Here is a 25,260-nt window from a genome sequence, read left to right as displayed (position 1 = left end):
TCAAAAAAATAATCTCTTGAGATAATAAGTATTGTTACAAAAACTCATTAAATCCAGTGTTATTGAAGCATTTAGTTGCTCATTTGTCTTCTAATTAAGCTTATAAATTTGTTGTCAGTATGATTTTTTTATTCTTCACTATGTACAAATTTATGTTTGGTATATCTTTATAATTATAGTGCACTAGAAGGTTATCACTAAATGACCAAGAAAATTCCACCTATCGATAATGAAGAACAACAGCGCCTCAGCATCAAAACATTCTCTGGGTTTATCGAAACCACAGATCCATGGGAGGAGCTCACACACGGCCAATATGCTAACAATACGCTCGTTGCTTTTAAAAATGACTGGAATAATTTTGTCGCTTTCTGCATTGAAAATAAAGTGCCATGTTTGCCTGCAAAGTCAGATACAGTGCATAGGTACATCGACCACATGTCCCGCTCTCGAAAACTCGCCAGCTTAAAGCGTTACATGGTAACAATTAGTTTGGTGCATCGCTGCCATAATCTTACCGACCCTTGCTCCCACACCGAAATACGCTTGGAGATGCAAAAGCAGCAACTCAAGAAGCATGATGATTATCGTAATGCCTCAGCATTTAGAGACGAACACTTACAAAAGCTTCTCTATCAATTTGAGCTTTCCACCAAAGTAAAAGATATTCGCGACATGGCGATCTGGGCCGTCTCATTCGAAGCAATGCTGAAACGCAGCGAGCTTGCTGCACTCACTATTGATTCATTGGAGATACACACAAATGGTTTGATTGATCTTTTAGTTAACGGCAGATGCATTTCCCTTAGCTCGGTATCATCTAAAGCATTACAGCGATGGCTTGTAATTAGCATGATTTGTGAGGGTTTTGTTTTTCGTCGTATCGATCGCCACAGTAATATTGGTGATAAGCCGTTAGATCACTCATCAATTTATCGTGTATTTCGGCGTGCCAGCGATGAACTGAACATACCGTCATCCGCCCTATTCTCAGGACAATCTCCACGAGTTGGTGCCGCTAAGGATTTAGCTGATTCAGGCCTTTCAATTAGCGAAATTCAAGAACAGGGACGCTGGAAAAGCCCGGCAATGCCGGCTCAATACGTAGGCAATACCGATCGTCACGATAAAGAAGTCGCCAAGTATGTTAAGCCTAAGCCATGGGATAAATGAGTATGGTATAGAGAGCGGAGATAATTCAAAAGTTATAGTGCATTAGTAGGACTATATTTGCAGGGCTATTGCTCGGAAGGACTGTCAGCCCAATGTTCTCTTGGTCCTTGTTGAATATCAATCAGCACAGTGATCCGCTCAAACAGACGTTGCAACGGCTTTAGCTCGCCAAAGTAACCCATTTGGTTGGCGTCGACCCATTCTTTGAGGTTGATGCCTTCCCAACACACTTCATAGCCGGCATTAATCGCCAGGATTTCGAAAAAGATACGTTGCACTCTGCCATTACCTTCACGAAATGGGTGGATTATATTCAGCTCGCAGTAATAGTGCGCCATACGTTTGATAAACGTATCGAATGGCAAGCCGCACAGAAACTCTTCTTGTTCCAGCTCGATGAAAAGCTTTTCGGCCTCACGCTGAATATTCTCCATATGGCAGAAACGCGTTTGCCCTTTTGTAATATCGACCTGACGTATTTGGCCGGCCCATAAGTACAAATCCTGGAACAGGTGTTGATGAATTTTTTGAAGATAAGCCAGATTGAATTGATCAAACTCGGGCACAAAGTGTTCTGCCCGAACGCGGGTAAAATCTCGTTCTGCAAGCTCAAGTTCGTCTTCATCCATGATAGATAAGCGATTCTTGAGGATAGTCGTTCCGGGGTAACAGTCCGGGTCTTGGTTTACACCATATTTATCTCGCATAGCGCTGTTTTAATCTGGCAATTTTAACGGATTCTGTGGATTGATCTCTGTCGCTATCCATCTTCGTTGGCTCAACATCGAAACCTTCAAGCTGTAGACTCGCCCTGTAATTTCGAGCTCGCAAAGCTTCAAACCGTTCACGTTTTTGTTTCGTTGTCAGCATACTTTTCCTTTCTATATCTATACCCAGTATTGCATCTCCAGACAGAATCGCCAATTTGGCCGTCGGAAAGCTCCCCTCCGGCCAAAGCGCAGTTTATACTGCAGCCGCTTTGATGGCTTTTTCCAGATATACGCTAAACGAGTGGCCGTTATGCTCCAGCATTTGAGGGAACATAGAAATTGGCGTCATACCCGGGAAGGTATTTATCTCGTTGAGCAACACTTCATTATCTTCACTGAGGAAGAAATCAATGCGTGACAGATCTTTCAGCTTCATTTGTACAAACGCTTTACGCGCATAGTGACGGATCTGTTCAACTTGTTCTTCAGTAAGATCACGAGCTTCAACAGTTGTTGTTGAGTGGCTGTCGGAGCTGTACTTCTCTTCATAGGTATAGAACTTGTCATCCGGACACGACACTTCGCCTGGCTTGGTGATCACCAGCTCATCGCCATATTGATAAGCTGCGATTTCAAGCTCACGTGGCTTGATCGCTTTTTCAATAAGAACTTGTTCTGAGTAGGTAAACGCCTTATTTACCGCATCGGCAAGTTCAGCAACATTCGCGACATGGTAGCAGCCGACCGAAGACCCCTGACAAGCGGCTTTAATGAAGACCTTTCCCCATTTTTCCAGAGCAGCAGCAGCTTGTTCATGCGCCTCATCGCTATTTTCGCTCAGGAAAACGTAAGGCGTATTTGGAATATTCAGCGCATCAAACCACAGTTTGGTGGTGATTTTATTGAAGCAGTTGGTGCTGGCCTCTGCACCACAGCCAAAGTATGGCAGTTTTGCCATATCAAGAAACGACTGGAGATCGCCGGTTTCACCCGGATAGCCGTGAACACATGGGATCACGTAATTAACTTGTGTTTTCTGGTCGCCAACTTGCAATGAACGGTCAAGATTCAGCTGACAGTGAGTGCCTTCGCTGTCAAACCAACCGCTCTCTTTCATTTCAACACGGGTGTAGGTAATGCCATCAATCTTCTGGAGCTGCTGTTCAACAAAGTTAGCAGAAACGAGAGAAACTTCGTGCTCGGCGCTTCCGCCGCCGCACAGTAATAAAACATGGATTGAGCTCATTATCATCCCTTGTAGTACAAACCGGCAGATCTTGTGTTGCCAGCCATTTATTTGTTCAGCCTAACGTCAAAGCGTATCTCCGCCCATCCGACGCTTAAGCTATCATTCTGTCTCAATAGTAATAAAAAAAACGAGCATATTGCACCTTACAGATCAGTTATCAGTGAAATATTTCATTAAATTAACATTGGTTGAGCATAAAAGTCGCGGTAACTGATTGAAGTTAACGTTTTCAGCTGCTTGAGTGGTATAGATTGAACATCATGGCTTCTGTCGGAACTTCCGGATATAAAAAAAGAGAGCAAGCTTGCTCTCTTTTCCATTGATTAGTTCAGCTTTGTCAGCTTAGGCGTCGGTGATGACTTAATCTCTTTCAGGCTGCGGATAAATGGGCCGTAATCTTTTACGTTTTGTGGCAATGCCGCCAGAGCCCTTTTCGCCTGTTCGCGTGTATCAAACTGGCCGTATAACAAGGTATACCAAGGTAGACCTTCAAGCTCTTTTTTGTTCATCCAGACAGGCTGATCCGATGGCAGCTTATTCATATAAGGTCGGAAACCTCTATTATGGCTCAATGCCAGCACTTGGATTGTGTATCCACCAGAAGCTGCCTTGGAATATTTGTAAACAGGCTTCTTCGGCTTAGGCGTTTGTTTCTTAGCCATTTGCTCTTCAGGATGCTGAGGTGATATTTTGACAACCTGCTTTACCGGTTTAGGTTTAACGGTTTCTTCAGTCAGGGCAATCACTGTCTGTTCAGTTTTTGCTTTTTGCATCTGTTCTAGTGAGCGAAGCTGCTCTGCCGTGTAACTTTCTTCAGATGAAGAGGTTACAATTTGCATATTTTCACTGTCTGACGCACACCCGGCTAGTGCCGTTACTACGGCGAACACGGCGATTTTCTTCATTATTACTCTGCCAAATAAGATCTCTGCTTTCATTCTGCCGTTGCTTCTAAGCCCAATCAACCCTTACTTTACGTTAGATCAATAACTATCTGTCATTCGTCACATGATTCTGATGTAAAATACGTCATTCTTGATAATTCGGAGCTTCAAATGGCCGATCCTCATATTCAGAGCGAGCTCGACAGCCTTGATAAATTAACCGTCATTCTCTATCGCTGTGCCCTAACCGCAGCTGCTGCTATCTTGTTGATAATATCTTGGAAAACTGAGTTAGCTATCCCGGCCATTGTTATTAGCGCACTTATTGCTGCAAGCACTGTTCATATCTACGATAAACGTTTTCGGTGGTTAATCGCCGGCAGCGGGATGTTTGCCGCTGCTTGGTTAATTCTTGATATATGGTCACCACTTGCATTGGGTGCAGCCTTATTTACCTTCAGTGCACTCGCAATTAAAGAGTATTTTTGCTTTCAGCTAAAAATACTGACACTAACGCCATTAGTTCTGGCCGGTTACTGGTTCTGTTATGTCTTCGGGTTAGTTCAGGTTAGCTTTGTTTTCAGCCTTGTCGGCACCGTACTGTTAGCTATTGCCGCCATTGCAAAATGGCGTATGCCTTTGCACTACGATATCGGTGATAAAAGCCGCTACCAAATCTAGCTATTTGGGTACTGCTTTTCATTACAACGAGGAAGTGCCCATTTTCTTGACTAAAAAGCTATTGATTCAAACAAGTTGCCATTGATCACAGCTCGCAAACTTTAGTCGGAAACTCCAATCTTCATCCGTTAGACTCTGGTGTAACTCTCATTAATGTCGGGTGAAGTTATGGATGGACTGGACAAACTACTCAAGCCGAAATCAATCACAGTGATTGGGGCATCAGACAGCCCCAACCGGGCAGGATATGTTGTTATCAGAAACCTGCTCTCAGGTAGTTTTCACGGGCCTATAATGCCTGTCACTCCCAAATATGATGCCGTAGCCGGTGTTCTCGCCTACCCGACAATTGCCAGTCTTCCCCGGGTTCCGGATCTCGCCATTGTCTGTACCAATGCCCACCGTAATGTCGATATCATTCGCCAACTTGGTGAGAAAGGCGTCAAGGTAGCAATCGTACTCGCTGCTGGTATGAACAGCGATTTCGACGGTAACGGCGAGACCGAAGAAGCCCGAATGTATGCGGTAGCAAAAGAGTTCGATATGCGTATTGTGGGCCCGAACAGCATGGGCTTAATTCTGCCATGGCTCAACCTCAATGCTTCCTTTTCGCCTATTGCGGCCAATAAGGGAAATATCGCTTTTGTTTCCCAGTCAGCCGCCGTTTGCACCACCATCCTGGATTGGGCCAAAGACAAGAGCATCGGTTTCTCGACTTTCCTCTCCCTTGGCGATGCCTGTGACATAAATTTTGCCGAGCTGCTCGACTCACTCTGCCGCGACAGTAAAACCGAGGCCATTCTCTTATATGTAGATTCAATCAAGGATGCCCGACGTTTTATGTCAGCAGCACGAGCCGCTGCACGTAACCGGCGGATCCTGGTACTCAAGAGTGGGCGAACCCGGGCCGGTGGTGCGGCTGCGCATCTTCATACCGGCGGTGAGGTTGGCCTGGATGCCGTTTATGATGCGGCTATTCGACGCTCAGGTATGCTAAGGGTACACAATACCCATGAGCTTTTCGCTGCCGTTGAGACACTTGCCCACTCCGTCCCTCTGCGTGGCGAACGCCTTGCCATCATTACCAATGGCGGCGGCCCGGCAATTATGGCTGTTGACGCGCTTTCGGACCGAGGCGGCAAGTTGGCCGAGCTTAGTGCAGAAACCACCAGCAAGCTGTCTGAGGTGTTACCTGCCTGCTGGTCAAATTCCAACCCAATCGATATTATCGGCGATGCCGACATTAACCGTTATGAAAAAGCCGTTCGAATTTTGCTCGACAGCGACGATTTTGATGCATTGCTTATCATGCATTCTCCTTCTGCTATCGCCCCCGGCCACGAAACCGCCAAACGACTTGTTCATGTTCTGCAGTCCCACCCCCGAAGCAAACGCTTTAACATTCTGACTAACTGGGCTGGCGAGAATGAGGCGGCGGCCTCTCGACAAATTTTTACCGAGGCTGGATTTCCTGCCTATCGTACGCCTGAAAGCGCGGTATCGGCTTTCATGCATTTGGTCGAATACCGCCGTAACCAGAAGCAATTGATGGAAACGCCGGTTTCGTTCGGGGAAACCCAAGCCAACCCTCGCCACGTTCACGACGTATTAAACCATCTGCTTGCCCAGGGTGTTTCTGAGCTTGAAACTCATGAAGTCCGTCCGGTACTTGAAAGCTATGGCTTCAACACGCTGCCTACATGGATTGCCGAAGATCCCTCAGAGGCAGCACATATTGCCGAACAAATTGGCTATCCGGTGGCGGTAAAACTACGCTCACCGGATATTCGCCACAAATCAGAAGTACACGGGGTAATGCTGCACTTAAGAACAGCAGCAGAAGTCGCCAATGGTGCCCAGGCCATTCTGGATCGTGTTTCTATCGACTACCCTAACGCCCAAATTGACGGCCTGTTAGTTCAGCGGATGGCAAAACGTTCCGGCGCCCAGGAGCTTCGTATCTCGGTTCACAATGATTCCGTATTTGGCCCGGTTATTCTAATGGGAGAAGACGCTGCCGAGTGGGATATTCACAAGGATGCCGCTGTCGCTATTCCGCCGCTCAATATGGCCTTGGCTCGTTATATGGTTATCAACGCCATTAAGACCGGCAAGATAAAGCAACGTAGCCTGCCAGAACGTATCGATATACCAGCATTGTGTAAGCTGCTGGTTAAGATTTCCCAATTGATCATTGATTGCCCGGAAATTATTAGCTTCGATATCCATCCTCTGCTGGCTTCTGGCGATGAGATGACCGTGATTGACGCTTCGATGAGCATTAAGCAATTTACAGGCGACAAGCAAAAAAGACTGGCAATACGCCCTTACCCTATAGAATATGAAGAAGAAGTTTCGTTAAAAGATGGTTCTTCAATTCTGCTTCGCCCAATTTTGCCCGAAGATGAACCGAAGCATAAATCCTTTATATCGAAGGTCTCCGTCGATGATTTATACCGTCGTTTTTTCTCTGATGTCGGTGAATTAAACCATGAGGCACTGGCCAACCTGACGCAAATTGATTACGACCGGGAGATGGCCTTTGTCGCGACCCGCCAGATCACACAGGATAATGGCGAAGAAGACGAAGTGATCATCGGGGTAGCCCGCGCTTTGTCGGATCCTGAAAATGAAGAAGCCGAGTTCGCGATTTTGGTCCGCTCGGATCTTAAAGGGATCGGACTAGGGCGTATTTTAATGGACAAGATCATCAGCTACTGCAAGCAGCGCGGGCTTCAGCGAATGTCAGGAATGACCATGCCTTCTAACCGCGGGATGATTATGCTGGCGCAAAAAGTCGGCTTTGAAATTGATATCCAAATGGAAGACGGCATTGTCGAAATGCTGCTGCCATTGAAGACATCAAGTTAACGTTATTTCGCCCTATTACACAAATGGCGCCAAATTTGGCGCCATTTCTTTATCAGACAGTTTTGTCTAGTTAAACTGCTTTTTCCACAAACTCTCGATGTGTTTGATACACCAAGTTTTTGCTTTGCCCATACGGCTTCGATTCCAGGCTAAAACCATATCCAATTCGTAAACCGGATCATCACCGATCACAACCAGTTCACCATTTTTAATCGCTTCCTCCGCATAACATGTCGACATTGTCGCAATGCCCATCCCTGCTTTAAGCGCCACAAATTTATCGTGCATGGAGCTCACCGTCAGCAACGGCTGTTCATCTAAAATATTATGCGTCAATGGTGGTAAATTTCTGGCAGTATCTGCCACGGCAATCCCACGATACTGTTGTCTGACTTGAGGATCCAATGGGTTCTTGTGTTTATGGATAGGATGATCCGGGTGCGCAACCCAGATGGTATCAAGCTTACCTATTGGCTGAATCTTTACATCTGGCGGAGCGACGCTCGGTGCTGGCGCAATCAGGAGATCCGCTCTGTCCTGTGCGAGAGCCTCCCAACACCCGGCAAGAATTTCTTCCTGAAAGCGGATACGTGTTTTGCTGACTTTTCCCAACCCGTCCACCAGCGGCAACATATTATCGAGCTTGACCAGACCATCGTACGCAATAGTAATATCCAATTCCCAGCCATGGGCCAACGCACTGGCATCAGAAATCATTTCATCCGCAGCTGTTAGCAACAGGCGACCTCTTTCCAGCAATAAATGACCGGCTTTGGTAAACGCAGCCTTGTGGCCGGAACGGTCAAAAATCACCAGATCCAGATCCTGTTCTAGTTTCTGAACCTGATAACTCAAAGAAGATGGTGCTCGACCCAGCTCTTCAGAAGCGGCAGCAAAACTTCCCCGGCGCTCAATAGCATCGAGCACTAACAGCGCTTCGAAAGACAATAATTTATTCACATCTACTCCCAGTTGTGACCCTGACATCCTTGTTATCGTTTTATCACATATCTCAGCGTCATTCCCATGAAAAAGAAGAGTTTTACATTGCTATACATTACCTGTAATCGTATCTGGTACTCGCAGGCATTTAGACCGGATGACAAAAACAAAAGTGGCTATTCAAAATATTGAATAGCCACTCAATTATGAAAGTATTTTCCCCGAGAATTTTCTGACTTTAGTGATAATTAAGTCAGAAAATTGCATACGGCACATTTGTTAAGTCTTGCTAGCAAGATCCTGACTGAGATTCACATCACCGACACCGATTTCAATAGTAATGTGATGACTTCCCGTTCCGGTAATCGTGAGCTGATCAGAAACGATTACTCGCTCCTTCACCAGATTGCCCTGCTCAAACCCGTGAACCTGAATTTCACCAACCCCCACGGCAGCACTAACATGCCCATACTCTGCGCCGTTCACTCCCACCCAAGCCGAGCCGACTCCGATGTTGGCCGAGAGTGTCTGGCTGAAGCCATTAATATCCACATTACCGACACCAAGTTGAAGCTGCAGTGCGAGTTCTTTAGGAACATTCAGAGTCCAATCCTGACTTATCCCATCTTCATCAATCATTAAATGCAGTGTCTGGTCGGTGACTTGCGTTGAAAGCACCAGAGCATCAAGATCTGTGGCAAAGAAAGACCAACCCGATGAATTGTCCTCGACGTCCACACGATAAGTCACAGCACCGTCATCAACAACCTGAACATTAACCATTCCAACCGGGACTTCCAATACCAACTTGTGCAGTGCCTGCTCGCTGGCATCGATGCTCCCCGTAAACGTCCGCTTATCCTTGGCTACTACAATATTACTTAAAGAGAAAAGCGCTATGAAAACAATAAGTAAGCCAAATCCTTTCTTCATGTCGATTCCTTTAACCTACGATATGATTATTGTCTTAAGTTCATAGCAGGTAACATGCCAAAAATATTAGTCTATATTTTCAATAGCTTACATAATTCTTTCTAAATAAGCGTTTTTCCTGATGGTTATTTTAGCCACTGCATGGCAAATATAACCACCTACACAATGCGATCCATATCCAGAGTTTTCCTCTAAGCACAATAGAATAAGCATTTAATTGATCTGCATTAATATTGATTAAAATGATTTACTCTACAGTGTCTGGCAAGTGACCGGGAAGACTAGAATTGATTTAAAATCAAAGATTAAGGATTGATCATTATGGAAAAACCCCCACAATCGCTTTCACAGACTATTACATACCTCAAGCACTGCTCATCGCAACTTATGACTAATCGCGCTATCTCTCCTGCCAGTATCTCGGTTCAGCGCATTCATGAAATTGCCTCCATTGAGTACCTCGAACTCGATCGTGCATCCAAGCAAGTAACCAGTATCCAGAAAGACCTTTTTCGTGCAATTCATGCACTAGATGGTGGTGATAAAGCCGCAGTGAGAGAAGCCCTCTCTGATATCATTTATCAGTTAAACAGTGAGATCCTCGTGCCGGCATCCAAGGATGAGAACAAGGTTGACAAACTAGCTTGTGATCCTGCTCTGGCAGGCTAAATCAAGGTAGACATTACGCATTAAAAAGCCCTCAATTTGAGGGCTTTTTAGTCCTTGCTTTCATTGATTTGGTTTATTCTACATCAGCCACTTCCACCAAATGAACACAGCCAGGAAACCAAACAGATACGTCAATCCAGCCCAAGAAAGTACCTTCATCGTACGGCTCCACTGCAACGCCTTCGGTAAGGCTGTTTTTGCAACCAGACGATAGTTCAGCAAAGCAAATACAGGTGTTGTCATAAATGCCAACACCATGGCGAAATTAAGCAGCGGCATCAATGCCGAGCTAAAGAACACAATGATGCCCATTGCAGCGGCACTGACAACAACCATCCAGGTATTGTGATAGCGGCGCTGATCCAATGGCTTTTTCTGCAGCAATAATTGAGATTCAGCCAATGCCCGTGAATAGCCATCGATAACAGTGATCGTACTACCAAAGATGCAGAAAAAGGCAATAACCGCAATGAGGTAACGAGACCACTCACCAATCGTCGAAGCATATAGACCAACAAGTTGATGCGAGAAGCCAATGCCCGAGCTTTTTAGTTCTGTACCTGTACCATGCAGAACCAGTGCTCCCAGTGACAGAAATACAATGGCCAAAATCGCGGTTCCGATATAGCCAACGTTAAAGTCAAACAACGCCGATTGCGCCGTCACCTTCTGATCTTTTTGCTGACTCTTAAGCCAAAGCGATGTCAGACACGAAATTTCAATCGGTGCCGGCATCCAGCCCATCATAATCACGATAAAGCCAATAGAAGCGATTGACCAGGCAGAAGGTGCTTCAAAATCTGCTGGTGCAGCACTGCCATTACCGGCTGCAATAACCACTGCAGACAAGGTAGCAATAACAAGTACTGCCATAATCGCTTTTGACAGGCCGTCCAGCGCCTTGTAATGACCTGCAAACAAAATAGTCAGGCAGGCTGTGGCAACAACAGCGGATAATACCGGCAGGGAAAGCGTAACCGGCAGGAAGTAGCCAAGCAGACTGGCACTAAACAGCAACAGTGCTGCCGTATTTACAATCCCAGAGATAATGCTTAACCCGGTAAAAATCCAAAGGTAGCTGCGTCCCATGCTGTCGTAGCCCTGAATAAGGCTATTACCGGTTCCCATCGTATATTGAACGCCAGCCCGGAAAAATGGATATTTAAAGAGGTTTACCAATAGGATCAGTCCAGCCAGCTGCCAGCCATAAATTGCGCCAGCTTTTGTTGATGCGACAAGGTGTGAACCACCCACTGCCGCAGTGGCCATCATGATACCCGGGCCCAATGATTGGATAAGTTGTTTTATACTACTGCCGCCTTCGGCAGGGGTTTGAATTGACGCTGTGTCAGACATAATCACATCCTGATGATTTTATTGTTCTAATAGTATTTTTGCCCTCCAATTTCTCGCAGTTTTATCCTCAATGATCAAGCCTGCCTCTCCACCCATCAGCAACTATCACTACAAGATATAAAAATTTCAGAGGATCATCTCTATCGAGAATTGTAATACTTATTGGTTGTCGGGCATTTGCAGCGAAAAAAACAATAAAAAAAAGTTGAATTTCAGTGTGATTTTTTTAGTTCAGTTAGGTGATTATTTTTCCACGCTTTTTTGTTTTACGGCTTATGCTTAGAGAAAGTAGACGATATGAATACAATCGTTCATATGTGCTCGTGTATATTCTCAAACCAGGTAGTTTTGATGATTCATGAATGAAACAGAGAACCCACGGCCCTCCGTGACCATCTCCAAAAGAAGAATGCGAAGCCGAAGAAAGCGTCTTTTTCTTTATGGTTTATTTGTGATGCTCTGTATTCTCATCATTCCGGCCGTTATCATTCCGCCATGGTTAGCTTCAAAAGGCATTGAGATTAATGCAATTTCCGGCATCAATTTTAATCAGGGGCTGGTTATCAATGAAGTGTCCATCTCTATCAACCGAAACGCGCTCACGCTACGCAAGCTTTCCCTCGAACACTTTGTCGACACAGATAGTGCTATCTCTAACTCATCATGGCGCTTGTTTTCTAAGCAAACTGAAGTTCGCCTCTCTCCCGATGTGCTGGACGCCCTGAAACAGCAAGGCATTAGGTTAAGTGCCCTGACCCTGAAAGAAACCGCTTTTAACTTCACCGATCTGTCTGAACCTTATGTTTTTAGCGCCCATGCAAACTCGATCGAAGCATCTCTTTTCGACAACAACAATACAGCCGTCAAACAACAGATTGAAGATATAGACCTTGTTTTAACGACGCAACCTGCCGTGGTCATTAGTGGCTATATCAGGCATGGTGCTCTCAACCTTCTGATCCCGGGCGACAAAGCAGCTAACCAATATCCTTTTGAGTTCGACAAGGCTAATTTTTCTATCAGTTGGCAGCCATACAATACACCGCTCTCTGTCCATGTCACCACACTTAAGCCCAAATGGCCGACTGCCACACAGAGTTATACCCAACAGGGAAAGAACATAGCCCTCGGATTGGATCTCAAACATGCTCAAAACACGATTAAACTGACAGCAGACAGCCTCTGGCTTGATCAACCCAGCCAGTTGCCAGAGTTCATCGAAAAACCTGACAACACCAATCAGGGCCTTCATCTGGGGCGAGCTATCGCCAAACTCTCTTTACTCCCACTACGTAAACTTAAGATCCATGATTTCAACTACGGTGAATTAATCATTCATTCTCTGCTGGTACTTGAGACCCCAAAAAAGCGAATGAATAAACCCGATAAAAAAGCCAGGCTAAAATTGGTCGGAAAAGCGCTCGGGCCTGACCCCTATGACATTGACGTGCTTGTCGAACATATCAATGAACAAGACGCGCATTTTTCCGGCACGATCGCCGGGCCGAAAGGAAACAAGCTGCAATGCCTTGCTAAGCTCCATTTTTCCAGTCCATTGCCAACGTCTCTTAATTGCCACGCGGACTTCCAACACACCAAAGAGCTAACCGACAGGCTTAAGCTTTACGGTATGCCTAATGCGAGCCTTAGTGAGCCGCTGACTATCCAAGCCACACAGACGGCGTTCAGCCAAGACTCCGCAAGCACCATAACAACCACAGCCGACACTCCAGCAAGCCAGTCATCTAATTCTAATCAAGAACTTTCTCCCACAGAGACGCTTTCAAGAAGCCTGGACAGCATTACTAAAGCGCAGTATCAGATCACAATTACGTTACCTCGTCACATCAAGGTAGATCTAAACCAGTATACGTTTCAGCACCCTATGCACAATTCGCCAGACAGCCCAGAGACAAAGGCTACCGTCTCGACCCTGTCCTTCAGCACTGACGGAACACTGACCTTTGATGCACTGTATCAAGATGAAAAGCTGATATTTGAACTCAGCGAACCCAGTGAAGAGATCGCGATGGAAAGCCCCCGGCATGACACCTTTTTTTCTTTACTCTTCAAGAAGCTATATTGCTCTATCAAGTTTGACCGGCACCATCCATCCAACTCGTTACAATGTAACAGCTCAGCCCATTTTCAGTCCCGAATTCAGCAGCTTTTCCCGACTATCGATAGCCAGCTAGATACAATTTCTGCTTCCAGTGACGTTGATCTGAACTGGTCTTCGACAAACCTGACATTGCAATTTCAGCAAAATCGATTCAACGTCGCCCAAGCGGTACTGCCTGTTGGTGCAACAATTGATCCCTCATTTATCCACTCTCAGGCTACTGACTTATCACTTCAGGCTGGCAGTATTGAGTTGTCACAATCTTTCGAGCACGACTCTCCACCTCAACTTAAGCTACAACTAGCACCTGATGCCGAAATCCTACTTACCAGTGACTTCTACGGCGAAAAACTGATCACCGAGGAAGCTGTTTCCGCCCAGTTTCGAAAGCGGCTTCTGCGCAACAAAAAGCAACTGCCAGTACAGAAGTACGATGCCAAACTTACACTCGCTCTCAAAGATGCCATGCTTCGACATTCAAACGGACAGTTGAATATAACAACCCACTACCAGACCAGCCTCAATCTTAAGCAGAACAACCAGCGCCTGCCTCCTTTCAGCAGCCAGGGAACGCTGACTCTTGAGCCTGATACATTCAGTATTGCCGGAGTCTTAAACAGTGCTATCAACGCACAATTAGTAAAGTTTTCTATAAAGTCTGATTTGCAGCGCGATCAGACCAAAATAAAGTTACACCGTAATGACATTTCCTTTGATACAAAGCGAAGTTTAAAAAAACACTATTTGCCACGGCTGCCCATCAAGTACGACCTCAACAGCGGTAAAGTGGGTTTTAATGCTGACTTGCTGCTTAACAAGGGCAAGCTGAACGGTAATTTTGCTGTTTTTGCTGATGGCTTGGGCGGGTATATACACGGGTTTCATTTTGCCGATCTCAATGTTTCTTTTAACGCTGTGCTCACTCCCGAAGGAATACATTCAACGTACCCTGTCAGCCTTCATGCCGGCCTGTTGCATGCCGGTGTTTTACTCGAAAACATCTTTGCCTTGATCGAGTTTGATACCGGAAATAACCACTATGCTCTCCACCGTGCCAGTGCCTATTTGCTAGGTGGCTCCATCAGCACCCACGGTGTAACCAGCTCTTCGCTCACGAACATTCCCCACATTCCTATTCTTGTTCATCGGCTGGACCTGGAGAAGCTCATACAAGCTATTGAGCCTAATGACGTTGAGCTAACTGGCACTCTGGATGGCAGCCTTCCCCTGTCGATCCAAAGCGGCCTGCCAGCCATTCAAAACGGTAAGCTTCATTCGCGATTCCCGGGAGGCGTGCTGCGATACAAGGAGGGTTCAGCCATTGACAGGAATGTCGAGGCGGCCGGAGAAAACAGCCTGATGGTGATTAGTAAGATTCTCAAAAATTATAAATATGACTCGCTAGCCGTTGATATAGACTATTCTAAAGAAGGACAATTAAACGCTAGTTCGCGGTTTAAAGGCTACAATCCTGATTTTCAAAATGGACGGCCGATATATATAAACCTGAACATTGAAGACGACATTCCAGCACTTATAAAGACATTGAATGCGATAAATTCATCAAAGCTGGAAGGTCAATTTTTAAAGCAGCTTGGTTTAGATGAGTAGCATTATTGCGCTTTTGTTTAACATGATAGCTAAGAATGGTCGTAGCTCATGGATATTCAGCTAAAACTTTTCAGCATACTCACAATCCTTGCATTCGTTGCAATGTTTGGGATGTTCGGTATTTCCGGCTGTACTCCCACAGTACAGGTCACAGCTTCAGACAAGCCCATAGAAGTTAACCTCAATGTAAAGATTGAACACGAAATTAGAATAAAAGTTGATAAGGAAATTGATGACTTGTTCAGCGATGACGATGTATTCTGATACGGCAGGGAGATTGCCATGAAGAATTTTCTAGTCCTATTTTTTGCTGTTTTCATATCCACCAATGCCTACGCCCTTGACCTACAGCAGGCCAAGGATCAGGGCTTGATTGGCGAAGCTAATACTGGCTATATTGCCGTTGTTACCTCAACAGCGTCGCAGGAAGTACGACAGCTTGTGTCCTCCGTTAACAACCATCGCCAGACCCGCTATAAAAAAATTGCCGTATCCCATGGCCTCACGAGCTCGGAAGTTGGTCGCTTGGCTTACCAAAAGGCCATAGAAAAAACCAAATCTGGTAATTATTACCAAAACGCATCAGGTCGGTGGGTCAAGAAGTAGTATCAGCATGTTCAGTATTTCTTAACCCTAGCATCAATATATTTAAATCTAACTAACTAAAATTTCGCGTATACTCGCTGCATCCTAATCTTTGATTTTCTTAACTACTCACTAATGATGTCGCTTTCTAACACCATCAAAAACGCCCAGACGTCTGACTATTTTTTCTTTGCTATCGCCCTGCTTTGCCTGCTTCCCTTTATAAGCTCACCCGTCGCACTGATTTTGGGCTTCACGCTTGCCAGCCTTGGATTGGTTCCGACACACTTCAACCTGGCCTCTCTGACCAAGAAACTACTGTCGTATTCCATTATTGGATTAGGCTTCGGCATCCATCTCGATCAGGCCATCGAAGCAAGCAAACAGGGCCTGGGGCTTATTGTCGCCTCGATTTTTTTCACGCTTATAATTGGCTACCTGCTGACCAAGCTTTTAAAAATCGAACAAAAGACCGGGCACCTGATTGCATCCGGTACAGCCATTTGCGGCGGAAGTGCCATTGCCGCTGTCGCACCAGCCATCAATGCCAGAGACGATCAGACCTCCCTGGCGCTGGCAACGGTGTTTGTGCTGAACTCTGTCGCCCTATTTGTTTTTCCGGCTCTTGGCCACCTGCTTGAGATGAGCCAGCATGCCTTTGGTACCTGGGCAGCCATCGCCATTCATGACACTTCTTCTGTTGTAGGGGCCGCCGGGGCCTATGGCGATGAGGCGCTTAAGACAGCCACAACATTGAAACTGGCCCGGGCATTGTGGATCATTCCGATTGCCTTTCTGAGTGCGCTGATGTTCAAAGGCGACAGCAAAAAGATTGGCGTTCCCTACTTCATTGTTTTTTACTGTGTCGCTATTTTGTTCGCCCACTTCGTTCCGGATCTGCAACCTGTCTACGATCAGGTATTTACTGTTTCCAAGCGGGTATTGGTTGTCTGCCTGTTCTTGATAGGCTCAGGGATCACAGTACAAAAACTTCGCTCATCCGGGTTTCAACCACTGTTACTGGGGATCTTGCTTTGGTTTAGTATCGGATTAGGTTCGCTAACCTACATTCAGTGGCTATAACGAATACTGTCAACAAAAAGAGCGAGTGTTGCTGCCCTGCAGACACTCGCTCTTTTGTATTCTTCACTGTTTACTTCAAGGTAGCACTCTGCCTACGGCGTAATATCTATTCTCTCTTTGCTTTCGGCTTCGACACCTGATATATCATCCGAAAACCCTTTTTCTGCCGATTCTGCCTTCCGCTTCATGGCCCTTCTCGCGACCACAAACAGCAAAAGCAAAAAAGCCGCCAAGTCTATCAAGGCACTCACCAGTCCCGATGTCATTAGTGACAGCCCTACCAGTGCGAGAACTCCCCCTATCCATTTGACCATCAGCTTATCTTTCCTACTCAGGCATATCTATTTGACTACATTATCGGAAAGATTCAGGGGAAAAGAAAAATACCCTTTATGTCTATAAAATTCAAAATGGTTATAAGTTAATAAAAATATGACCGCTTTTATTATAAGTATGTAATGACACTCATCTCACATCGCTCGCAATTCATGCAAACGCAAACGAAGCTGCTTTTCGGTTTCTATGATCGCGAACAGCATGACACCCACGCCAACGATAAGCACTCCGTCGAAAAAAGGCACAGTCCGGGTACCGAACAACTCCTGAAGTGGCGGTAAGAAGGTAATGGCAAACTGAGCAACGGAAACGCCGATGACCGTAGACCAAACCACCTTCGTACCGCGCACTGCCATCCATGTGAGCGATGTGCCGTAGATATTTCGAATAAAGAACAGATGAAAGATCTCCATAACAACCAGCGTGTTCAGTGCGATGGTGCGTGCTAGTTCAAGCGAATAACCCCGATCTACCGCATAGGTGAACATGCCGAATACGCCACCAAGAAAGAGCACCGACACCAGCACGATATGCCATGCCAGTTCTCCGGTAAGAAGCGGTTCGTTCTTTGGTCTCGGCGGTCGATTCATGGTATCCGCCTCCGTCGGCTCGAACGCCAAAGCAATACCCAACGTGATGGCGGTGATCAGGTTGACCCAGAGGATCTGTATTGGGGTAATCGGCAAGGTCATGCCGAAGAGCAGCGCGACAACGATTGTCAAAGCTTCGCCTGCATTGGTCGGTAGAGTCCAGCTGATGACTTTCTTGATATTGTCGTAGACCGTTCGCCCCTCGCGTACTGCGGCGACTATCGAGGCAAAATTGTCATCTGCCAGAACAAACTCTGAGGCTTCCTTAGCCGCCTCACTGCCTTTCATCCCCATTGCAATACCCACATCGGCGCGTTTGAGTGCAGGCGCATCGTTTACCCCGTCTCCGGTCATGGCGACGGACAAGCCGTGTAACTGCAATGCCATAACCAGCCTGAGTTTGTGTTCGGGACTTGTGCGGGCGAATATATCGGTTTCGAGAATGGCGGCGGTGAGCGCAGAATCGTCCATGCCATCAATATCAGAGCCAGTCAGCACCGCGTCGGGGTTTTGCAGCCCGATTTGCCTGCCGATAGCGGCAGCCGTTCCCCTGTGATCCCCGGTAATCATCTTCACGCGTATTCCCGCACCTTGGCATTCTGCGACGGCTTCGATAGCCTCTGGGCGCGGAGGATCGAGCAGCCCGACCAGGCCGAGCAATATTAACCCGTCCTTGACATCAACGAATTCGAGGACCGTATGCTTCGGTGGAACCGGCTTGACCGCGAAAGCCAGCACACGCTGGCCCTGTTCGGCAATGCGCTCCGCTTTCTCATACCAATAGTCAGTGTCAAGAGGTTCGGTTCCGTCGAAAACGGTTTTCTGCTCGTTACACATGGAGAGGATCTGCTCTGGGGCGCCTTTGACGGAAATGAACGCGTTGTTTTCGTGGTCGTGGTTGAGAGTTGCCATGAAACGATGCTTGGCATCAAAGGGGATGGCATCCGTGCGCGTCCATCCCGCAAGTTCTTCGCTGATATCCATGTCGATCTTGCCGGATAAGGCCAGTAAGGCGCCCTCCATTGGATCACCTTCAACGATCCACACACCGTCACGTTCATGCAGCGATGCATCGTTGCACAACGCAGCCAAACGGCCAATTTCTTCGAGAATTACATGTTCGCGCGCGCTTACGGTGGCATCATTGAGTTTGATGACCCCTCTTGGTTCATATCCAGCACCTTCCAACGAGAAGATATGCGCCTGCGTTACAACAGATGCGACCATCATCTCGTTACGCGTCAGGGTACCAGTCTTATCGCTGCAGATCACCGATACTGAGCCTAGCGTTTCTATGGCGGGCAAGCGCCGGACAATGGCACGGCGCCGCGCCATCGCCTGGACACCCACGGCCAACGTAATTGTCAAGACAGCGGGTAAACCCTCGGGTATGGCGGCGACTGACAGTCCCACGACCGCCATGAACATTTCGGAGAACTCGAAATGTTGGACGAAATACCCGAATACGAGAAGTGTCGTAGCAATAAGCAAGATGAGTACGGTGAGCCACCGTGCAAACACGTCCATCTGCTGCACAAGCGGAGTGGTAAGTGTCTCGACAGTGGAAAGCATACCGCTGATGCGGCCAATCTCAGTATCACAGCCCGTTGCGACGACGACACCTCTGCCGAGTCCACTGGTTACCAGCGTGCCGCTATACGCCATGCATATTCTATCGCCTAGGGACGCATCGGTGGCCACTTGCGATGTTCTCTTCTCGACGGGTACAGATTCGCCAGTGATGATTGATTCCTGGATCTTAAGGCCATGCGCTTTAAGTAGGCGCAGATCAGCAGGCACTTTGTCCCCGGCCTCCAGCAAAACGATGTCTCCCGGAACCAGTTTTTCACCTTCAATCAAACGGCGGTTTCCGTCACGCACCACGGAAGCCTTAAGGGCGAGCATCCGGCGGATGGCGTCCATCGCCTTCTCAGCTTTGCCTTCCTGCACGAAGCCGATGGCCGCGTTGGCGACAACCACTGTCAAAATAACCAACGTATCGACCATATGCTCCAGCGATGCCGTAATAACTGCTGAAGCTAAGAGCACATAGATAAGAATATTGTGAAAATGGCGAAGAAAGCGAACAATAGAGCTACGCTTGACAGGCTCCGGTAAGCGATTCGGTCCGCAGGTTTCGAGTCGAGCTGCGGCTTCGTCCCGAGAGAGACCATCCGCATCTACATGCAACGTATCCAACACGGTATTGATGGCCTCTGCGTGCCAGTTATTCTCTAACTTTTTATCGATGACTTTGTTCATTGCCTATGCTCCGAAAAACCAACGATTGAATACAAAGAGTCCTTTGCCTTGCAGATTCACCACGCTCGGCCAACATATCACTGAGATTAGCGTAGCTCATCAAGGTAGAGCCATACCTATGAATGCACTAGAAAATGTTTCCATTTGAATGAGTTGGTCACTTAACGGTTCTCAACTCTGCCTTCAGCACTTGGCTATTTGCAGTTCATTCAAACGTGTAGTCCAGCGGTTAGACCGAAACGCCTGGCGCATATGCCAGTTAGTCGAGCCAATTACCGAAGCTGGTTTGATACCGTTCTTAAACCGGGCATTCACCCTATCCGTAATGGCCATCAAATCCCGCCGTTTCATTTCTTCCAGTGCACTGGTATCAAACATATCGAGCTGAAAGTTATCATTTTGGGCATCAGTCAGGTCATCCAGGATCACCCCTATTTTCTGGTATTCAAATCCCGGCTTATACACACAATCCAGCTGTTCTAATGCCGATGCCAAAAACTTATAGGAATCCTGACTCGGGCATGCCAGTGTTCGAACACAGGTTTTATTGTGCTGAGGGAGGTTCTTATAGCGATTTGTCCGCAAGAAAACACTGACAACACTTGCCTGGCTGCCCTGTTTTCGCAATTTCTCCCCTGCTCGCTGGCAATGAAAAGCCAAGGCCGCTTTCAGCTCATCGAGCTTGCTAATACCGACACCAAAGCTTCGGCTGGATAATATCTGCTTTCTTTTTTCATCAATGTCACCGGGAGCAATGCAGGCAATTCCCTGCAATTCAAGTACTGTACGGGCCAAACCAACATTCCATAACCGACGCATATCGGCCGAATTTTTCTCTGCCAACTGCAGCGCATTATCAATCCCCGTAGTGCGCAACCTTGTTGCTGTTTTGGCGCCAATCCCCCAAACAGACTGAATATCGGTTCGCTCCAGCAACCAACGGCGCTTATAGTCGCTATCAATCTCAATCACGCCATTAACACGGTCTTCGTATCGCTTGGCTGCCTCATTGCCTAACTTAGCCAACGTGGGGGTAGCCCCGATGCCAACACGTACCGGCAAACCAATATTTGTCTGAATGGTATCCCGCAACTTCTTTCCATAGCCGGTTAAACCGTGATGCTCCATACCGTCCAGGCGAACAAAAGCTTCGTCAATGGAATACTGCTCAACGTAGGGAGAGAACTGATAGAGCTCCTCGATAAAACGGCGGCTCATATCTGCATACAGGGTATAGTTCGAACTTCTGACCTGAACGCCCAGCTTTCGAGCCTCTCGTTCAATCTTAAACCAGGGCGCCCCTCGCTTAATACCCAGCGCCTTCGCTTGCGCGGACAAGGCAACACAGCAACCGTCATTATTCGATAACACCACCACGGGTTTATTGGTGAGAGAAGGGTCAAAGAGTTGCTCACAGCTGCTATAGAAGCTCTTTGCGTCGACCAGCGCCCATACCTGATTCTGGTAACCCTCAAAGTCTTTAGCCATTGTTGTTAATCCATCAAGTTATGGATATTGCGGGTAACAACCCCAAAGATCTCAGAGTCTTCCGGCATGGGGAATGGCTTATAGTTGGCATTTTCCGCCTTTAGCCACCAGTTATTGTCATGGCGTACGACACGCTTACAGGTAAACTCGTCATAAATGCGGGCAATCACAATTCGGCCAGGAACCACGGTCTCGGCCCGATCGACAACCAGTAAATCACCATCATAGATACCGGCACCCACCATGGAGTCACCGGAAGCACGAAGAAAGAAGGTCGCATTAGGATTACGGATCAGATAATCATCCAAATCCAGATCTTCCTGATGTCCGTCTGCCGGAGACGGAAATCCGCATTTTACCGACTCTAAAAAAACAGGTAAGACCGCCATATTTCACTCACTAATAATACTGTATGTATATACAGTCTAATCGAGACTGGATAGAATAGTCACTATTACGCTGTGTATTTTCTGGATGGATGTACAGTATTTAGGCAAGTGCCGGAAATTGATGAGTTTTCGTACTCGATATGACGCAAAAAACAGCAAACAAACCGCAAGGTTTAGTTTTATGCGTCAATTATTTACCTTCTTGATAAACTTGCCGCCTAGAAAAGATATCTGATGAATATGAAAGCTATAGGAGACATTGGATGCATAAGATTGTTGCGTTAGTGGCGCTACTATTTATTGCGGGCTGTTCGACCACACAGACGACACACACTGAAAGTCAGTGTGTCGGGGCAATGACTACGCAGGAGGCTTATGGTCACCTGGATCCTAACCGTTTTACTATTCAGGTACTGGCACTTAGTGAAGAGCGCGATATCCGAAACTATATTCGCGAGATCAAAGGCCAGGATCCTATATGGGTAAACTGGAAGCACAGTTTGGGCAATCGCTGGTACGCCGTGATATACGGTGACTTTGCCACTAAAGATGAGGCCAAACGAGTCATTGACAGCCTGCCACCGCAAATACGCCAACAAGGCCCTTTCGTGCGCAGCTTTGCTGAAGTACAAAACGACAAACAAACCGATGTATTTCGGATGCGCTAAGCAAAAATAGCTATCTCTGCATCTCGCGCCGATATACTTTGCGCAAAAGAAAGCCGGAAATGATTCCGGCTTTTTCTTGATTGCTTATAACAGCTTATCGTGAAATTAAGTCAGTAACGCCGACTGTCCGGAAGCAACGGCCTCGCCGTTTTCTTTTTCAACAATGCCATGTGCCTGCTGCTCTTTCCTGACCAGACGTTCGAAGTGAGTTAAATGCCTGAACAGAAGTATCACCAGCATGATCCCTGTTGCTGCCAGCCCGATCCCCAAACCGGCCCAGACACCTTCCAGCCCCATTTGCTTCATTAACAACCACGCCGCTGGCAAACCAATGAACCAATAGCCAATAACTGTCGAAATTGTCGGACCGATCACCACTTTCATTCCGCGCAAAATACTGATTGCAGCCAATTGCCAGGCATCTACTACAAAGCACAGTGCTACCATAATCATCACGCCCGGTAATGCCGCTACCAACTCTGTAGCCAGCTCGTCACCTTCAACACTAAACACCTGAGTCAGGAACTCTGGCCACACGCTAACCAGCACGCCAATCACTGCACTGGTTGCCGTTACCGTAAACAAACCCAGCAACGCATATCGACGAACCAGCGACGGCTCCTTGCTACCGACATGCTGGCTAACCAGAATTGAAGCGGCCTGAGAAAGACCGAACGCAATGTTCCATGACAGGTTCAGGCATTGCAGCGCAATTTGGTGTATAGCCAGAGAGACAGCCCCCAATGTACCTGCCAACAAAGCAGCCCCCGAGAATAAAGCATGCTCAAGCATAGTCGCGATCATGATCGGCACACCAATTCCCAGCAGCGGTACCATAGTACCAAGGCGGTATTCATGCAGCTTGTGCAACGGATTATAGTTGCTGTACTTAGAGTGACTGAACACCCAGTAACCGTAACCCAGCATGATGATAAAGGCGGCCAACGAGGTGCCGTAACCCAAACCAGCCAATCCCATTTCCCAGTGGAAGGCAAACAAATAACTGAGCGGCACATTAAGCACAACGGTCGCCACCGACATAATCATTACCGACCGCGTATCGCCAAAGGCACTTACCAGACTACGCAATACCAGCAAAACCAGTGTGGGCAGCATCGACCATTTCAGAGCATCAAGGTAATCCATTCCCAAAGCAACGGCCTGCGGATCCTGTTTCGCCATCACCAGAAGATCATGCATCATGAAAAATACCGGCTGTAAGGCTACAGTCAGGATCAAGGCCAGCAACAGACCGCCTTTAAGGGAAGAGCGCACTTCTGCATCGCCGACTTCCGGTTGTCTCAGTCGCTTACCGTAGGCAATGGCAATCAAGTTTGCTACGCACCCCACTGTGCTACCGGCAATAATAAATACAATTGAGTAGACCGTAGCCCCAAGGCCACCGCCGGCAATCGCCATAATACTGAGCTGAGCCATCATCCAGACATCGGTAAAAACCAACAATTGGGCAACCAGCTGTGAAATGATGAGCGGTACAGCCAGGCTAACCAGTTTCTTCATAAAATCCCCTTTTGTTATACCCATCCCGCTGAAACGAGCATCTTGAGGCGAGATTGGATATATCTCGACAATTTATGAATATTACCGTTGAGTTTCAAACGACTTTTATGGCACTTTAGCATTCATAAAACTCATGCAAAGATTTTCTGACTGATGAAAAAAAGACACACACTACTTCCACCATCTCTCAATGGATTAAGGGTATTTGAAGCTGCTGCGAGACATCTTAGCTTTACACTCGCCGCCTCAGAACTGAGTGTGACCCAGAGTGCGGTCAGCCGGCAGATACGTCAGTTGGAGGAACACTTTGGTTTTTCACTATTTATTCGCCGACATCGTGCGCTTACCCTGACAGACGAAGGAAAGGAAGTGGCGCTGTTATTAACCCGCCAATATAGCGAACTCAACAGCGCTCTTCGACAGCTTAAAAGCAAGGAAAACGAACCGCTGCGAGTCAAGGTCGCGATGAGTTTTGCCGTACGTTGGCTTATCCCGCGTTTACATTCCTTTAAGGAACACTACCCAACATTAGATATTGCTCTGACATCAACCATGGGGCATACCAGCGAAGAACTCAGGCTTGATGACGATGATTATGATGTCGCTATCTACGGTATGCAGAAGGAATCAAAGAACCCGTATCAAAAGAATTTTCTCAGAAAGGAATACCTGGCCCCTGTCTATTCGGAGCTGCTGACCAAAACCGAACAGCCTGTCGACATTGATACACTGCTGACTTACCAGCGCCTTCATCCGACGGCAGACAGAACAGACTGGCGTGTATGGCTGAAACGCAATCAAAAATCCCATCTGATGAACAACTCAGGTTTGACCTTTGATACGTTAGACATGGCATTGACATCTTGCTTTGCCGGACAGGGCGTCACGATCACCGACCTTATGCTGGTGGTCCATGAACTTAAACAAGGATACTTACAGTTGCCGCAGTCGGCCACCATCATAGACGGACCGTGGCAATATTATTACCACTGCCAGACAAAAAGTGACGCGGTCACCCATTTTGTGACCTGGCTGACAAACCAGCAGGCCACCGAACAAGCTCAACTATTTGAGATGGCGACAAACCACGGTTGGCAGATTATCGAAAATGGCAGCTAATGCTCATAAACAACATAC

The 25,260-nt window shown here is 47.0% G+C and carries 22 protein-coding genes and 1 pseudogene; 10 read left to right on the top strand and 13 right to left on the bottom strand.

The genetic code is table 11. The annotated features are described in order from the left end of the window. Positions 1-201 precede the first annotated feature (201 nt). Positions 202-1,173, top strand: a complete 972-nt coding sequence (locus EIZ48_RS05840) for a tyrosine-type recombinase/integrase (protein WP_160649204.1) — start codon at positions 202-204, stop codon at positions 1,171-1,173. A gap of 65 nt (positions 1,174-1,238) precedes the next feature. Here the strand turns inward: EIZ48_RS05840 and EIZ48_RS05835 are convergent, their stop codons facing one another. The 4 genes from EIZ48_RS05835 to EIZ48_RS05820 all read right to left on the bottom strand — a co-directional run bounded on the left by EIZ48_RS05835 (position 1,239) and on the right by EIZ48_RS05820 (position 4,037). Continuing rightward, the gene (locus EIZ48_RS05835) at positions 1,239-1,880 is read right to left on the bottom strand and encodes a putative adenosine monophosphate-protein transferase Fic (protein ID WP_160649203.1); all 642 of its coding nucleotides are present in this window, start codon (positions 1,878-1,880) and stop codon (positions 1,239-1,241) included. Further along, positions 1,870-2,043, bottom strand: coding sequence for a YhfG family protein (locus EIZ48_RS30065; protein WP_160649201.1), 174 nt, complete (start codon positions 2,041-2,043; stop codon positions 1,870-1,872). Before EIZ48_RS30065 ends, EIZ48_RS05835 begins: the two co-directional genes overlap by 11 nt. A gap of 93 nt (positions 2,044-2,136) precedes the next feature. After that, on the bottom strand, positions 2,137-3,129 hold the full coding sequence (locus EIZ48_RS05825; protein WP_160649199.1) for a D-alanine--D-alanine ligase: 993 nt from the start codon (positions 3,127-3,129) through the stop codon (positions 2,137-2,139). Between the two features lie 326 nt (positions 3,130-3,455). Further along, positions 3,456-4,037: an SPOR domain-containing protein gene (locus EIZ48_RS05820; RefSeq protein ID WP_160649197.1), complete on the bottom strand. Its 582-nt coding sequence runs from the start codon at positions 4,035-4,037 to the stop codon at positions 3,456-3,458. Between the two features lie 150 nt (positions 4,038-4,187). Between EIZ48_RS05820 and EIZ48_RS05815 the strand changes: the two genes are divergently transcribed. Continuing rightward, positions 4,188-4,697: a DUF2301 domain-containing membrane protein gene (locus EIZ48_RS05815; RefSeq protein ID WP_160649196.1), complete on the top strand. Its 510-nt coding sequence runs from the start codon at positions 4,188-4,190 to the stop codon at positions 4,695-4,697. Between the two features lie 168 nt (positions 4,698-4,865). After that, positions 4,866-7,568 carry a bifunctional acetate--CoA ligase family protein/GNAT family N-acetyltransferase gene (locus tag EIZ48_RS05810; RefSeq protein WP_160649194.1) on the top strand — a complete coding sequence of 901 codons (2,703 nt, stop codon included), beginning with the start codon at positions 4,866-4,868 and terminating at the stop codon, positions 7,566-7,568. A gap of 66 nt (positions 7,569-7,634) precedes the next feature. Here EIZ48_RS05810 and EIZ48_RS05805 read toward each other — a convergent pair whose 3' ends face one another. Together EIZ48_RS05805 and EIZ48_RS05800 are read right to left on the bottom strand one after the other, a co-directional pair. Then, positions 7,635-8,528 (bottom strand): LysR substrate-binding domain-containing protein, encoded by an 894-nt coding sequence (locus EIZ48_RS05805; protein ID WP_160649192.1) that lies wholly within the window; start codon positions 8,526-8,528, stop codon positions 7,635-7,637. A gap of 261 nt (positions 8,529-8,789) precedes the next feature. Beyond that, positions 8,790-9,443: a hypothetical protein gene (locus EIZ48_RS05800; RefSeq protein WP_160649190.1), complete on the bottom strand. Its 654-nt coding sequence runs from the start codon at positions 9,441-9,443 to the stop codon at positions 8,790-8,792. Positions 9,444-9,764: 321 nt separating this feature from the next. Between EIZ48_RS05800 and EIZ48_RS05795 the strand changes: the two genes are divergently transcribed. After that, a complete protein-coding gene (locus EIZ48_RS05795; protein ID WP_160649188.1) occupies positions 9,765-10,112 on the top strand; it encodes a hypothetical protein in 348 nt (115 codons plus the stop codon). 78 nt (positions 10,113-10,190) lie between these two features. On the opposite strand, the gene EIZ48_RS05790 is transcribed toward EIZ48_RS05795, so the two are convergent. Then, entirely contained in the window at positions 10,191-11,468 is a 1,278-nt protein-coding gene (locus EIZ48_RS05790; protein WP_160649186.1) for an NRAMP family divalent metal transporter, read from the bottom strand. Between the two features lie 454 nt (positions 11,469-11,922). Here EIZ48_RS05790 and EIZ48_RS05785 point away from each other — a divergent pair, with 454 nt between their 5' ends. The 4 genes from EIZ48_RS05785 to EIZ48_RS05770 all read left to right on the top strand — a co-directional run bounded on the left by EIZ48_RS05785 (position 11,923) and on the right by EIZ48_RS05770 (position 16,869). Beyond that, complete coding sequence (locus tag EIZ48_RS05785; protein WP_160649184.1) at positions 11,923-15,201, top strand: intermembrane phospholipid transport protein YdbH family protein; 3,279 nt, start codon at positions 11,923-11,925, stop codon at positions 15,199-15,201. 48 nt (positions 15,202-15,249) lie between these two features. Further along, entirely contained in the window at positions 15,250-15,465 is a 216-nt protein-coding gene (locus EIZ48_RS05780; protein WP_160649182.1) for a YnbE family lipoprotein, read from the top strand. Positions 15,466-15,483: 18 nt separating this feature from the next. Further along, a complete protein-coding gene (locus EIZ48_RS05775) occupies positions 15,484-15,807 on the top strand; it encodes a YdbL family probable chaperone protein (protein ID WP_160649180.1) in 324 nt (107 codons plus the stop codon). Positions 15,808-15,924: 117 nt separating this feature from the next. Beyond that, entirely contained in the window at positions 15,925-16,869 is a 945-nt protein-coding gene (locus tag EIZ48_RS05770) for a YeiH family protein (protein WP_205298576.1), read from the top strand. A 92-nt stretch (positions 16,870-16,961) separates the two neighbouring features. On the opposite strand, the gene EIZ48_RS05765 is transcribed toward EIZ48_RS05770, so the two are convergent. The 5 genes and pseudogenes from EIZ48_RS05765 to EIZ48_RS05745 form a co-directional block, all read right to left on the bottom strand. Next, complete coding sequence (locus EIZ48_RS05765; RefSeq protein WP_160649176.1) at positions 16,962-17,183, bottom strand: hypothetical protein; 222 nt, start codon at positions 17,181-17,183, stop codon at positions 16,962-16,964. A 156-nt stretch (positions 17,184-17,339) separates the two neighbouring features. Next, complete coding sequence (locus tag EIZ48_RS05760) at positions 17,340-20,057, bottom strand: cation-transporting P-type ATPase (protein WP_160649175.1); 2,718 nt, start codon at positions 20,055-20,057, stop codon at positions 17,340-17,342. Between the two features lie 34 nt (positions 20,058-20,091). Continuing rightward, positions 20,092-20,218: pseudogene (locus tag EIZ48_RS05755) on the bottom strand (IS6 family transposase); the annotation flags it as partial. 22 nt (positions 20,219-20,240) lie between these two features. Continuing rightward, positions 20,241-21,545: a Y-family DNA polymerase gene (locus EIZ48_RS05750; RefSeq protein ID WP_160649174.1), complete on the bottom strand. Its 1,305-nt coding sequence runs from the start codon at positions 21,543-21,545 to the stop codon at positions 20,241-20,243. A gap of 5 nt (positions 21,546-21,550) precedes the next feature. Next, entirely contained in the window at positions 21,551-21,934 is a 384-nt protein-coding gene (locus EIZ48_RS05745; RefSeq protein ID WP_160649173.1) for a LexA family protein, read from the bottom strand. A gap of 263 nt (positions 21,935-22,197) precedes the next feature. On the opposite strand from EIZ48_RS05745, the gene EIZ48_RS05740 reads away from it, so the two are divergent. Further along, complete coding sequence (locus EIZ48_RS05740) at positions 22,198-22,602, top strand: SPOR domain-containing protein (RefSeq protein WP_160649172.1); 405 nt, start codon at positions 22,198-22,200, stop codon at positions 22,600-22,602. A 105-nt stretch (positions 22,603-22,707) separates the two neighbouring features. On the opposite strand, the gene EIZ48_RS05735 is transcribed toward EIZ48_RS05740, so the two are convergent. Then, on the bottom strand, positions 22,708-24,123 hold the full coding sequence (locus EIZ48_RS05735) for an MATE family efflux transporter (protein ID WP_160649171.1): 1,416 nt from the start codon (positions 24,121-24,123) through the stop codon (positions 22,708-22,710). Between the two features lie 153 nt (positions 24,124-24,276). Between EIZ48_RS05735 and EIZ48_RS05730 the strand changes: the two genes are divergently transcribed. After that, positions 24,277-25,242 carry a LysR substrate-binding domain-containing protein gene (locus EIZ48_RS05730; RefSeq protein WP_160649170.1) on the top strand — a complete coding sequence of 322 codons (966 nt, stop codon included), beginning with the start codon at positions 24,277-24,279 and terminating at the stop codon, positions 25,240-25,242. Positions 25,243-25,260 lie beyond the last annotated feature (18 nt).

The sequence above is a fragment of the Photobacterium alginatilyticum genome (genome assembly GCF_009910675.1).
GTDB classification, from domain to species: domain Bacteria; phylum Pseudomonadota; class Gammaproteobacteria; order Enterobacterales; family Vibrionaceae; genus Photobacterium; species Photobacterium alginatilyticum.
This window is presented reverse-complemented; position numbering and strand designations above follow the sequence as displayed.